Below are 11599 nucleotides of genomic sequence, written 5' to 3'. Positions count from 1 at the left end.
GCTGAAGGACTGGCGCCGCGTCGCGACCCGCTACGACAGATGTGCGAAAACCTTCCTCTCCGCCGTCGCCCTCGCCGCAACCGTCATCTTCTGGCTTTGACGATCAATGAGTCTGGAGCCTAAGCCTCCATGGTTATGCCCGAGTGTCCGGTCGAAAAGGGGGCCAGTTCAAAGGGTCAGGAACCAGTGCTGGTTCAGGCATTCAGCCCGGAACCTACCGTTGAACGCCTCGATGAAGGCGTTGTCGGTCGGTTTGCCAGGCCGGGAGAAGTCGAGGACCACCCCGCGCTGGTAGGCCCAGAGGTCCATGTCGCGCGAGACGAACTCGCTGCCTTGGTCGACGCGGATCGTCTTGGGATAGCCCACCGTGCGGCAGACTCGGTCGAGGGTCGCCACGACATCTTCGCCGCGGTAACTGTAGCGAACGTCGAGCACCGGGACGTATCGTGAGAAGGTGTCGACCACGGTCAGAACCCGCAGCTTCTTGCCCGTCGCTAACTGATCGTGAACGAAGTCCATCGCCCAGACATCATTCGGCCCGACGGCGACAGCACGGTCATCGCGCAGTTTGGCCTTCACCCGCCGCTTGGGCGTCTTGTGCCTGAGCTGCATACCCAACTCCCTGTAAATGCGATAGACTTTCTTGATGTTGATGCTCCAGCCTTCACGGTCGAGCAGGACGTGAACGCGCCGGTAACCATACCGGACCCGCGTCTCGCAGATCTCCCTGATCCGCTTCGCCACGGCAGCCTGATCGAGCGGCGGGATTGGTAGTGGAACGTCGAACGGTCAAACCCGATGGCCCCACAAGCCTGCCGGATCGACACCGCCCAATCGCTGCACATCCCGCGGACGAGTTCGCGCATCCGATCAGGCTTCAGAGCTTTCGCCGGATAACGTCCTGCAGCATCTCACGGTCGAGCGTCAGGTCCGCCACGATCTTCTTCAGCCGTGCGTTCTCGTCCTCGAGCTGCTTCAAACGCTTCATCTCGGTTGGCAGAAGTCCGGCATACTTTTTCTTCCAGTTGAAATAGGTCGCCTGGCTGATCCCCGCTTTGCGGCGGATCTCCGCAACCGGCGTTCCGTCTTCGCCCTGCTTGATAATGAACGCCTTCTGCGCGTCCGAGAAATTGCTCGCCTTCATCGAATCCGCTCCTCTCCCAGCCAGGAAAGCGTAGCGGAAAACTCCAGCTTCAAACTGTCCAGTTTGCGGGGATCAGATCAAAGTCAGATCAGAACAACGGGTACAGACATTCACTGGACAAGGCCAAGATAAACAATCGCCTCAGAATATACGAAGATTGGCGTCGCAATTCTCCGCAAATGAGTCAGCGATGCTTTCAACATCCACTCAACGCCGCTCTCAACCGGTTGAAGCAGCCTGTTCCGGAAGGCCCCAGACAGCGCGGGCGAGCGTAACAAGGGAACGCTGACGCTGATGAATGGCCCCCTCATGCCACGAGGAGTAGGGCTCGATCAAGGCGACCGCCCGGTCAATGCGCGTGTTCGCACCGACCTTTGGCCGCTCGCTCAGGGCCCGTGTCAAAAGCAGCTTGGACTGCTGATACACCGGCCTCTTTTCGCTGTAGGCGCGGTTCCCGAGCGAGGTGTTTATGGATTTCTCGACGAGGACGAGGTTACCCAGCCTTTGCACGACCTCCGGATCGCTGACGGGTCCGAACTCAGCGGCGGCCTCTGCATTCGGCGTTTGCGGGAAAATATGCTCGACCTCGTATCCGCCGCTCACGTAGTTCCCAAGCCACCTCGTACCTTCGGTCTCACCATAAGCCAGAAGATCCACTTGCTGGGTAAGCTTGGCCAGCACGTACTGGAACCGATACAGCTGCAAGCTGCGAAGGGCGAGTCGCCCCATAGCGTCATCGAAACGCTTCGCCAAGTCTGCCTTCGCCCTGTCGAAGCGTGCAACGATGAACGCATCAAACTCCTCGTCGGCCTTGATGGACCTTAGCTCTGTTGCCCACTTCGCAAAGTTGCGCTCGAAATCCCGCGTCGGCTCTCGCGTGATGACATAGCAGAAGAACAGGTTCTCCACTTCGGCGGCCAGACGGTCGAACAGCGCGGGACCAAGATGGCGCCCCGCAAGAAGCAGTATCAGATGCTGACGCGCTGCTTGGCCGCCCAGCAGCCTGATGTTGTCGAGATAGCGGCTTCGCTCACCCTTCTCATTCTTGCCTTCGCGAAACCGCTCGTAGGCCCGTGCGGCCGACACGAGTTCTTTGGCAAAACCGATTGGATCGCGTCCATACCCGACGAGCGCATCGTTCTTCGTGAACCAGCCATAGATCTCGTCCTCACGCAGGAGATCCACGTCGTACCTGCTGAAGATGAAGTAGCGTAGAAATCGCAGGGGTTTCTCGCCCATGCGAAAGATCGTGTCCTGCAGCTCCTTCCAAGTATCCTTCAGGCGGTCGAACTGTCCCTTGGGCGTCTTCATGAAGAGCAGGTTCTTCAGAAGGTCCATGGAGTTCAATCCAACGCCACGATCGTTGATCGTTTCGAATATCTTCAGGGCTTTCGCGACGTCTTCGGTCTCGATGCGGATCAGCTTCACCTTGTTCGTCAGGTACCCGTAGAGTTTGCGGACGGCTGCGGCATCCTGACCGAATTCGGACTCGAGAAACCGGGTGACGACATGATGGGCGTTCTGCATGTTTCGCATCGACTGGGTGGAGGGCGTCTCGATACGCTTCCCGTCAGCGAGGCGCGTCAACGCATCGCCACTGTCTTCATACTGCAGATCGAGCCGATAGCGGCTACGCTCCTCGCCGGAAACATCAACCGCAGCATCGGCGATCTGGGAGTTCAGCACTAAAGACGGCTGCGCTCCCAGCTCAGCGAACCGATCCCGGATCGCGCAGAGCGTGATGTAAAGAGTTGTCATCCGCTGTTGGCCGTCAATCAGGTCAAGCACGCCATCGCGGCCAGGGCAGACGACGATGCTGCCGATGAAGTACTCTGGGGCATCTTGCGCGGGGCCGTCGCCCATCTCTTCGCGAACGTCCTTCAGAAGCTGTTCGACCTGGTCCGTATCCCAGACATACTCGCGCTGATAATCGGGGACAGCATAGAAGGACTGGAAGAGGCTGGCGACCGAGCAGTCTTCACTCTGGATCTTCTGAATGCCCATCTGCGCTTGGCCCTCCCGTTGACACAGTTAAGTCGTCGCAAAATCTTCTGAACTCTTCCAGTCCAGTTTCGCAGCGCTATTCAGATCAGCCGAGCCGCCTCTATGCCAAATTTCGCGGCAGCGATGCGTTTCCCCGAAATTAGGACTTTACCGAATCGCGAACCATGCAGCAGAGTTTATAAACCAGTTTACTAAACCGGTTTATCGCTCGATCATGGCCAATCTTCAGGATGTAGCGGCGGCGGCAGGGGTCTCGAAGGCCACGGTTTCGCGCTATCTCAACGGCTCGCTGGACCTGCCCGCCCGCACCGCACAGGCGATCGACCGCGCGATCCGCGACCTGGATTACCGGCCCAATCCCCATGCGCGACGCCTCAGCCTCGGGCGGTCGGACACGGTGGCGCTGATCGTGCCGGACATCGCCTCGCCCTTCTTCGCCACGCTTGTGGGCGCGGTCGAGGCCGAGGCCAGCGTGATGGGCCTGTCGGTCGCGCTCTATGCCACGCTGAACAGCCCCGAACGGGAATTGTCCTATCTGGATCTGGTGCGGACGGGCCATGCCGACGGGCTGATCTTTGTCACCAACCACCCCGCCACCGAACGGATGGCGGCCAAGCTGAACACGCTGCGCCGCTGCGTCGTGGTGGACGAGGACGTGCCGGAAGCAGCCGCGCCCAAGCTGTTCTGCGACAACCGGCAGGGCGGCTATCTGGCCGGGCGGCATCTGGCCGAGGCCGGGCATCGCCATGCCCTGTTCATCGGCGGCGTCGATCAGATGATCAGCGGCGCCCGCCGCTGGCAGGGCTTCGTCGAGGGGATGGACCTGCCGGGCCTGCCGCCAGCCCGCATCATCCGCCATTGCGGTCAGTATACTGTCGAGGCGGGCCGCGAGGCCGGTCGCCGCTTTCTGGACCTTGCCACGCCTGACCGGCCGACCGCGATTTTCGCCACCTCGGACGAATTGCTCATCGGCCTCTGCGAGGTGCTGACCGAGGCCGGTCTGGCCATCCCGCACGAGGTCTCGATCATCGGCTTCGACGATGTCGGGCCGCTGCACCTTTTCGCCCCGCCGGTCACGGCGGTGCGTCAACCCGTCCGCGCCCTGGGGCAGCGTGCGCTGCAGGTTCTGATGCGCGCGGATGGATCATCGGCAGAGACCGCTCCGACAGAAGAGCTGCTGCCCGTCACGCTGATCGTGCGGAACTCTGTTGCGCCGCCGGTCCGCGCCTTCGACCGCAACACCAACAGCGAGGAATGAAGATGACGATGACCCCGACCCGCCGCGCCTTCGGCCTGATCCTGACCAGCGGCCTTGTCGCCGCCGCATGGCCCGCCCTGGCGCAGGACGGCAAGACCTTTGCTCTTGTCCAGATCAACCAGCAGGCGCTGTTCTTCAACGACATGAACCGCGGCGCGCAAGAGGCTGCCGACGCCGCCGGCGCGACGCTGCTGATCTTTAACGCCAACAACGACCCCGCCGCGCAGAACAGCGCCATCGAGACCTACATCCAGGAAGGTGTCGACGGCATCGCGGTGGTGGCCATCGACGTCAACGGCATCATGCCGGCCGTCGAACAGGCCGTCGCGGCGGGCATCCCCGTGGTGGCGATCGACGCGATCCTGCCCGAAGGCCCGCACAGCGCGCAGATCGGCGTGGACAACGCCCAGGCCGGCGCCGACCTTGCCGCCGTCGTGAACGAGGCCGGGGGCGAGATCCGTCTGGGCATCGTGGGCGCGCTGAACTCGTTCATCCAGAACGTCCGCAAGGACGGGTTCGAGGGCGCGCTCGACAGCGGCTCGGTCACGGTGCTGGGCACGGTGGACGGCCAGAACGTGCAGGACATCGCGCTTGGCGCGGCCGAGAACCTGATGACCGCCAATCCCGACATGAACGCGATCTATGCGACGGGCGAACCCGCTCTGCTGGGTGCCATCGCCGCCGTCGAAAGTCAGGGCCGTCAGGCGGATGTGGCCGTCTATGGCTGGGACCTGACCGCGCAGGCCATTGCCGGGATCGATGCGGGCTATGTCAGGGCGGTGATCCAGCAGGACCCGGCGGGCATGGGCGCGGCCGCGATCGAGGCGCTTGGCACGCTGGCCGATGGCGGCACGGTCGAGGCCGAGATCTCGGTGCCCGTCACCATCGTCACCAGCGAGAATGTCGAGCCCTTCCGCGCGGCCTTCCAGTGATGCAGGCGCTTGCGACCGAACGGCGGGGGATGATTTCCCCCGCCGACCCCCCCGCCCTGTCGCTGCGCGGGATCGCCAAGACCTTCGGGTCGCATCAGGCGCTTCGCGGGGTCGATCTTGACCTGCGCGCGGGCGAGTGCCTGGGCCTGATCGGGGACAACGCGGCAGGCAAGTCAACGCTGTCCAAGGTGATGTCCGGCACCTACATTCCCGATTCCGGCGAGATCCTGGTCGAGGGCCAGCCGGTGCGCTTTGCCAACCCCTCGGACGCGCGGGCGCGCAAGATCGAGATGGTCTATCAGGATCTCGCGCTCTGCGACCACGTCGATGTGGTGGGCAACCTGTTTCTGGGGCGCGAGCTCAGGCGCGGGCCGTTCCTCGACCAGCGCCGGATGCTGGCCGAGGCACAGAAGATGCTGGCCGCACTGGAAATCCGCATCCCCCGCCTGACCGCCAAAGTCGAGAAACTGTCGGGCGGCCAGCGTCAGGCCATCGCCATCGCCCGCGCCGCCAGCTTCGATCCCAAGGTGCTGATCATGGACGAGCCGACCTCGGCCCTTGCCGTGGCCGAGGTCGAGGCCGTGCTGGCGCTGATCAACCGGGTCAAGGCGCGCGGTGTCGCTGTCGTGCTGGTGACGCATCGGATGCAGGACCTGTTCCGCGTCTGCGACCGCATCGCCGTCATGTATGAAGGCACCAAGGTCGCCGAACGGCAGACCGGCGACACCAACCTTCAGGAACTGGTCGATCTGATCGTCGGAAAGGCAGGCCATCCATGAATGTCTATACCGAACGCAAGCAGGGCTCTGCCCTTGCGGATTTCGTGGCCGAACACGCGCAGGTCCTGTCCATCGCGCTGTTCTTCCTGCTCTGCATGACGATCTTCGGCGCCAGCAGCCAGACCTTCCTGACCACCGGCAACCTGCTGAACATCCTGCGACAGGCCGCGCCGATCCTGATCGTGGCCGTGGCCATGACGCTGGTGATCACCACGGCGGGGATCGACCTTTCGGTCGGATCGCAGGTGGCGCTGGTCAACGCGGTCTGCGCCATCGCCATCGCGGCAGGCCTCCCCTGGCCGCTGGTCGTGGTGCTGATGCTGCTGCTGGGCATCGTCGTGGGCGCGGTCCAGGGGTGGTTCATCGCCTATCAGGGCATTCCCGCCTTCATCGTGACGCTTGCCGGCCTGTCGATCCTGCGCGGCATCGCGCTTTACCTGACCGAGGGCTATTCGATCCCCATCACCAGCGTCCCCGGCTTCTTCTGGCTGGGGCGCGGCACGATCGGGGCGGTGCCCGTCCCCGCGATCCTTGCGCTTCTGATCGCGGTTCTGGGCTTCGTGGTCATGCTGCGCACGCAATACGGCCGCCAAGTCGTCGCCGTAGGCTCGAACATGGAGGCCGCGCGCCGCGTCGGCATGCCCGCCAAGCGGGTTCTGGCCTCGGTCTATGTCGTGGCGGGCGTCGCCTCGGCTATTGCCGGGATGCTGATCGCGGCCCGGCTGGGATCGGGATCGTCGAACGCCGCGCAGGGGTTCGAGCTGCAGGTGATCGCCGCCGTCGTGCTGGGCGGCACGTCGCTGATGGGGGGCAAGGCCTCGATGCTGGGCACGGTGCTGGGCACGATGACCATCGCGGTCATCGGCAACGGGCTGATCCTGCTGCACATCTCGCCCTTCTTCACGCAGATCGTGACCGGCGCAATCATCCTGATCGCGATCTGGCTGAACACGCGTCTGTTCGACCGGGGCTTCCGCTTCGGCAGGGGGCGCACATGAGCGAATTGTCCCCCTGCCATACCGGGTCGGGTCAGGTGATGACCGTCAGCGGTCCGATCCCGGCCTCGGATCTGGGCCATACGCTCATGCACGAGCATCTGCAGAACGATTGCCGCTGCTGGTGGAACCCGCCCACCGACCCCGCGCGCCAGCATCTGGCCGACCTGCCCGTCAGCATCGAGATCCTGTCCGAACTGCGCCAAGACCCGTTCGTCAACCGCCACAACATCGCGCTGGACGACCCGGACCTGGCCATCGCCGAATTGCGCGACTTCGTCGCGGTGGGCGGTCAGAGCGTGATCGACCCCACCTGTCGCGGCATCGGCCGCAACCCGGCCATCCTGCGCCGGATCGCGGCAGAGACGGGGCTGAACATCGTCATGGGGGCGGGATACTACCTCGCCAGTTCCATGCCCGACGAGGTCTCGCACCTGTCGGCGGACGACATCGCCGACCAGATCGTCGCCGAGGCGCTCGAAGGGACGGATGGCACCGATGCCCGGATCGGCCTGATCGGCGAGATCGGCGTCTCGTACGATTTCACCGCCGCCGAGGAAAAGTCGCTGCGCGGCGCGGCGCGGGCGCAGGCGCGCACCGGGCTGCCGCTGATGGTGCATCTGCCGGGCTGGTTCCGGCTGGGCCACCGCGTTCTCGACATCGTCGAGGCCGAGGGCGGCGACCTGCGCCACACGGTCCTGTGCCACATGAACCCCTCGCATGACGACCCTGTCTATCAGGCGACGCTGGCGCAAAGGGGGGCCTTCGTCGAATTCGACATGATCGGCATGGATTACTTCTACGCCGATCAGGGCGTCCAGTGCCCGTCGGATGACGAGGTGGCGCGGGCGATCCTGCGTCTGGCCGAACACGGCTATCTGGACCGCGTGCTGCTGTCGCAGGACGTGTTCCTGAAGATGATGCTGACGCGCTATGGCGGCAATGGCTACGCCTTCGTGACGCGGCACTTCCTGCCGCGCCTGATCCGCCACGGCCTGCGGCCGGATGAGTGCCGGGCGCTGATGGTCGCCAATCCACGCCGCGTCTTCGACGCCACCTTCCCGTGATCCGCGAAAGGACCAACCCATGACAATCCGTGTGCTTCTGGTGGGCGAAAGCTGGACCACCTCGGAAACGCATTACAAGGGCTTCGACCAGTTCGGCTCGGTCCGGTTCCATACCGGCGCGCAGCCCCTGCTGGACGCGATGAAGGGCAGCGAGATCCGCATCGACTACATGACCGCCCATGACGCGGCCGAGGGCTTTCCGTTCCGGATCGAGGGGCTTGCCGATTACGACATCGTCATCCTGTCCGATATCGGCGCCAACACCTTCCTGCTGCCGCCCGACGTCTGGCTGCGGTCGAAAACCGTGCCGAACCGGTTGCGGATGCTCAGGGAGTGGGTCGCGGGGGGCGGCAATCTGCTGATGATCGGCGGTTATTTCTCGTTCCAGGGCATCGATGGCCGCGCCCGCTGGCGGGGCACGCCGGTCGAGGACACGCTGCCGGTCACCTGCCATCCCTGGGATGACCGGGTCGAGATCCCCGAGGGCGCCAAGGCCGAGATCCTGCAGCCCGACCACCCGGTTCTTGCCGGACTGCCCTCGGACTGGCCGCCGATCCTGGGGGTGAACGAGGTAATACCCCGCGAGGGCGCCGAGATCCTGGCCCGCATTCCGGGCGATCAGGGCGGCCATCCGCTGCTGGTGCTGGGCAGCCACGGCAAGGGGCGCACGGCGGCCTGGACCTCGGATGTGGGGCCGCACTGGCTGTCGCCGGAATTCTGCGCCTGGCCGGGCTATGCGACGTTGTGGCGGAACCTGTTCGGCTGGCTCTGCGACCGATGAGGTCAGTCCTGCGCCAGGATCGCCAGCATCTGCGCGGCATCGGGAAAGGCCGCGACCGTGCCGGGGCGGCTGACGGTCAGGGCGGCGGCCGCGGTCGCGTGGCGCAGCGCGCGCGCGTCCAGCCGCGTGCCGCGCAGACCGGCCGAGGCCAGCGCGACCGCCATGAAGCAATCGCCTGCGCCGGTCGTGTCCACGATGGCGACGGCGCGGGCCGGCACCTCGACCGCGTGGCCCGCATGGAGCAGGACCGCCCCACGCCCGCCAAGCGTGACGACCACCTCGGAGACGCCGGCGGCGCGCAGCGCCTCGCTGCCGTCCAGAAGCCGCGCCTCGCCCTCGTTGACGAAGACGCAATCGACCATGGGCAGCAGCGACGCCATGTCCCCCTCCAGCGGCGAGGGGTTCAGCGCCGTTCGCAGACCGCGCGCCCGTGCGGCGATCAGGGCGGCGCGGGTCGTGGCCAGCCGCAGATTGCCCTGCAGCACCAGCAGATCGCCGGGGCGGGCCTCGGCCAGCGCCTTCTCGACATGCTCGGGGGTCATCGCGCTGGCGGCGGCGCGGGTGGTGATCACCGCGTTCTCGCCATGGCCCGCCATCAGGATCAGCGACCGGTCCGAGGCGACCGGCAGCGCGATCAGTTCGGCCGCCAACGGCTCGGCCGCCAGTCGCGCGGCGATCTCGCGCCCGCGCGCATCCTCCCCGACCGCCGCCACCAGCCGGCAGGGCAGCCCCGTCCGCGCGATGGCGACCGCCTGATTGACGCCCTTGCCGCCCAGATCCTGCGACAGCGCCTCGCCGAAGATCGAGGCGCCGGGCTGCGGGAAATCCGCGACGCGCAGGGTCTCGTCAAGGGCGGCGTTTCCGATCACATGGGCCTTCATCATCCTACCGCATCCTTCCGAAAGGGTTCCGCATGACGCTGATTTCCGACCGCCCCGCAGGCGCCATCCAGGACATCTTCGGTCGTCCCAAGGCGCTGATCGGCATGATCCATTGTCCAGCCTTTCCGGGCGCGCCGCGTTATCGCGGGGCCAGCATGCAGGAAATCCACGATGCCTGCATGCGCGATGCCGAACGTCTGGTGCAAGGGGGGATGCACGGCCTGATCGTCGAAAATCACGGCGACATCCCCTTTGCCAAGCCCGAGGATATCGGCCCCGAGACGGCGGCCTGCCTTGCCGTCGTGACCGACCGCCTGAAGCGCGCCTTTGATGTGCCGATGGGCGTGAACGTGCTGGCGAACGCGCCCCTGCCCGCGCTTGCGACCGCCGTTGCGGGCGGGGCGGATTTCATCCGCGTGAACCAATGGGCCAATGCCTATGTCGCCAACGAGGGCTTCATGGAAGGCCGCGCGGCCGAGGCTCTGCGATACCGCGCGGCCCTGAGGGCCGAGCATGTGCGCGTCTTCACCGACACCCATGTCAAGCATGGCAGCCACGCGATCGTCGCCGATCGCAGCATCACCGAACTGACCCGCGATCTGGCCTTCTTCGACAGCGATTGCATCATCGCCACCGGCCAGCGCACCGGGGACAGCGCGACGATGGACGAAATCGACGAGGTCGCCGCCGCCACGCATCTGCCGCTGCTGGTCGGTTCGGGCGTGACCGAGGCGAATGTGGTCGCCATCCTGTCGCGCACCAACGGCGTGATCGTGGCCTCGTCCCTGAAAGAGGGCGGCGTGTGGTGGAACCCGGTCGATGCCGCCCGCGTGCGCCGCTTCGTCGATGTCGCGCAGGCCGGGCTGTGACGGGGCGGCTGACCGACAGGATGCTCTCCGAGAACGCGGCGGATTTCGCTGCGATGGTCGATCATCCCTTCGTTCTGGCGCTGGCCCAAGACAGCCTGTCCGATGAAGCCTTCGACCGCTATCTGCTGATCGAGGGCGCCTTTGTCGACACCGCCATCACGATTCTTGCCCATGCCGTGACCAAGGCCACCGATCTGGAGGACCGGCGCAAGCTGATCGGCTCGCTTCACGCTCTTGCGGGCGAGCAGATGGATTTCTTCGCGGCAGCCTATGCCGCGCGGGGCCTTCGGCCCGATCCCGCGTTGCAGGCCGATCCCCGCGTCGCGGCCTTTCGCGACGGCATGCTGGCGATCGCGCGCGAGGGGGATCTGGTGCAGATCCTGACGGCGATGTTCGCGGCCGAGTGGATGTACTGGACATGGTGCGACCGGCACCGCGATGCGGCGATCCGCGATCCGATGCGGCGCGACTGGATCGCGCTGCATGCCGCGACCGCCTTTCGCGCACAGGCCGAGTGGCTGCGCGACCGGGTGGACGCGCTCGGCGCTGGCCTTCCGTGCGACGATCAATCCGCGCTGGTGGCCCTGTTCGGTCGGGTCCAGCGGCTGGAGATCGGCTTTCACGACGCCGCCCTTTTGTAGACGGGGCACAGATAGGCGCCCGATTACATCGGGCGACGGAAGGTAACTTACGAAGCTTGGCTTGCCGCCCCGGAAATGCGTCGCAAAGGCGAAGCGCCAGCCAATTTGCTGGATGCCACCCCTGATACCAGAGGCGCGAGGCTTTGACTCGGCGGGCGATTCCCATTTCAGCGAGGGTGTGATTCACTCCTTTCGAGGCGGGGAGGATCATCATGGCCATTGAGATCACGCGGACAGAGCTTTCAGCG

The 11599-nt window shown here is 65.2% G+C and carries 10 protein-coding genes and 2 pseudogenes; 9 read left to right on the top strand and 3 right to left on the bottom strand.

Features of this window, described 5'->3' with window-relative positions; all coding sequences use genetic code 11:
- Nucleotides 1-100: pseudogene (locus QAR72_RS15000) on the top strand (IS5/IS1182 family transposase); the annotation flags it as partial.
- A gap of 71 nt (nucleotides 101-171) precedes the next feature.
- Here QAR72_RS15000 and QAR72_RS14995 read toward each other — a convergent pair.
- Both QAR72_RS14995 and QAR72_RS14990 read right to left on the bottom strand, forming a co-directional pair.
- Nucleotides 172-1144 (bottom strand): annotated as a pseudogene (locus QAR72_RS14995) (IS3 family transposase); the annotation flags it as partial.
- 219 nt (nucleotides 1145-1363) lie between these two features.
- Nucleotides 1364-3148, bottom strand: a complete 1785-nt coding sequence (locus QAR72_RS14990) for a DUF262 domain-containing protein (protein WP_304618185.1) — start codon at nucleotides 3146-3148, stop codon at nucleotides 1364-1366.
- Nucleotides 3149-3362: 214 nt separating this feature from the next.
- Here QAR72_RS14990 and QAR72_RS14985 point away from each other — a divergent pair, with 214 nt between their 5' ends.
- From QAR72_RS14985 to QAR72_RS14960, 6 genes are read left to right on the top strand one after another with little or no spacing between them, the layout of a single operon-like run.
- Nucleotides 3363-4406 carry a LacI family DNA-binding transcriptional regulator gene (locus QAR72_RS14985; RefSeq protein WP_304618184.1) on the top strand — a complete coding sequence of 348 codons (1044 nt, stop codon included), beginning with the start codon at nucleotides 3363-3365 and terminating at the stop codon, nucleotides 4404-4406.
- 2 nt (nucleotides 4407-4408) lie between these two features.
- The gene (locus tag QAR72_RS14980) at nucleotides 4409-5338 is read left to right on the top strand and encodes a substrate-binding domain-containing protein (protein ID WP_304618183.1); all 930 of its coding nucleotides are present in this window, start codon (nucleotides 4409-4411) and stop codon (nucleotides 5336-5338) included.
- Nucleotides 5338-6117 (top strand): ATP-binding cassette domain-containing protein, encoded by a 780-nt coding sequence (locus tag QAR72_RS14975; RefSeq protein WP_304618182.1) that lies wholly within the window; start codon nucleotides 5338-5340, stop codon nucleotides 6115-6117. Before QAR72_RS14980 ends, QAR72_RS14975 begins: the two co-directional genes overlap by 1 nt.
- Nucleotides 6114-7115: an ABC transporter permease gene (locus QAR72_RS14970; protein ID WP_304618181.1), complete on the top strand. Its 1002-nt coding sequence runs from the start codon at nucleotides 6114-6116 to the stop codon at nucleotides 7113-7115. The genes QAR72_RS14975 and QAR72_RS14970 overlap by 4 nt, the downstream gene beginning before the upstream one ends.
- Nucleotides 7112-8179: a phosphotriesterase family protein gene (locus tag QAR72_RS14965; RefSeq protein WP_304618180.1), complete on the top strand. Its 1068-nt coding sequence runs from the start codon at nucleotides 7112-7114 to the stop codon at nucleotides 8177-8179. Before QAR72_RS14970 ends, QAR72_RS14965 begins: the two co-directional genes overlap by 4 nt.
- A 19-nt stretch (nucleotides 8180-8198) precedes the next feature.
- Entirely contained in the window at nucleotides 8199-8960 is a 762-nt protein-coding gene (locus tag QAR72_RS14960) for a glutamine amidotransferase (RefSeq protein ID WP_304618179.1), read from the top strand.
- Between the two features lie 2 nt (nucleotides 8961-8962).
- Here QAR72_RS14960 and QAR72_RS14955 read toward each other — a convergent pair whose 3' ends face one another.
- A complete protein-coding gene (locus QAR72_RS14955) occupies nucleotides 8963-9844 on the bottom strand; it encodes a PfkB family carbohydrate kinase (RefSeq protein WP_304618178.1) in 882 nt (293 codons plus the stop codon).
- A 29-nt stretch (nucleotides 9845-9873) separates the two neighbouring features.
- Between QAR72_RS14955 and QAR72_RS14950 the strand changes: the two genes are divergently transcribed.
- Together QAR72_RS14950 and QAR72_RS14945 are read left to right on the top strand one after the other, a co-directional pair.
- On the top strand, nucleotides 9874-10710 hold the full coding sequence (locus tag QAR72_RS14950) for a BtpA/SgcQ family protein (protein ID WP_304618177.1): 837 nt from the start codon (nucleotides 9874-9876) through the stop codon (nucleotides 10708-10710).
- A 20-nt stretch (nucleotides 10711-10730) separates the two neighbouring features.
- Nucleotides 10731-11351 carry a TenA family protein gene (locus QAR72_RS14945; RefSeq protein ID WP_304618176.1) on the top strand — a complete coding sequence of 207 codons (621 nt, stop codon included), beginning with the start codon at nucleotides 10731-10733 and terminating at the stop codon, nucleotides 11349-11351.
- Nucleotides 11352-11599: the final 248 nt, after the last annotated feature.

The sequence above is a fragment of the Paracoccus sp. (in: a-proteobacteria) genome (assembly GCF_030604785.1).
Lineage (GTDB): Bacteria > Pseudomonadota > Alphaproteobacteria > Rhodobacterales > Rhodobacteraceae > Paracoccus.
This window is presented reverse-complemented; position numbering and strand designations above follow the sequence as displayed.

Excerpts from the sequence above, each read along its gene's own strand:
- QAR72_RS14955 (WP_304618178.1), bottom strand. The coding sequence starts at position 9,844 with ATGATGAAGGCCCATGTGATCGGAAACGCCGCCCTTGACGAGACCCTG.
- QAR72_RS14960 (WP_304618179.1), top strand. The coding sequence starts at position 8,199 with ATGACAATCCGTGTGCTTCTGGTGGGCGAAAGCTGGACCACCTCGGAA.
- QAR72_RS14990 (WP_304618185.1), bottom strand. The coding sequence starts at position 3,148 with ATGGGCATTCAGAAGATCCAGAGTGAAGACTGCTCGGTCGCCAGCCTC.
- QAR72_RS14950 (WP_304618177.1), top strand. The coding sequence starts at position 9,874 with ATGACGCTGATTTCCGACCGCCCCGCAGGCGCCATCCAGGACATCTTC.
- QAR72_RS14965 (WP_304618180.1), top strand. The coding sequence starts at position 7,112 with ATGAGCGAATTGTCCCCCTGCCATACCGGGTCGGGTCAGGTGATGACC.
- QAR72_RS14985 (WP_304618184.1), top strand. The coding sequence starts at position 3,363 with ATGGCCAATCTTCAGGATGTAGCGGCGGCGGCAGGGGTCTCGAAGGCC.
- QAR72_RS14975 (WP_304618182.1), top strand. The coding sequence starts at position 5,338 with ATGCAGGCGCTTGCGACCGAACGGCGGGGGATGATTTCCCCCGCCGAC.
- QAR72_RS14980 (WP_304618183.1), top strand. The coding sequence starts at position 4,409 with ATGACGATGACCCCGACCCGCCGCGCCTTCGGCCTGATCCTGACCAGC.
- QAR72_RS14945 (WP_304618176.1), top strand. The coding sequence starts at position 10,731 with ATGCTCTCCGAGAACGCGGCGGATTTCGCTGCGATGGTCGATCATCCC.
- QAR72_RS14970 (WP_304618181.1), top strand. The coding sequence starts at position 6,114 with ATGAATGTCTATACCGAACGCAAGCAGGGCTCTGCCCTTGCGGATTTC.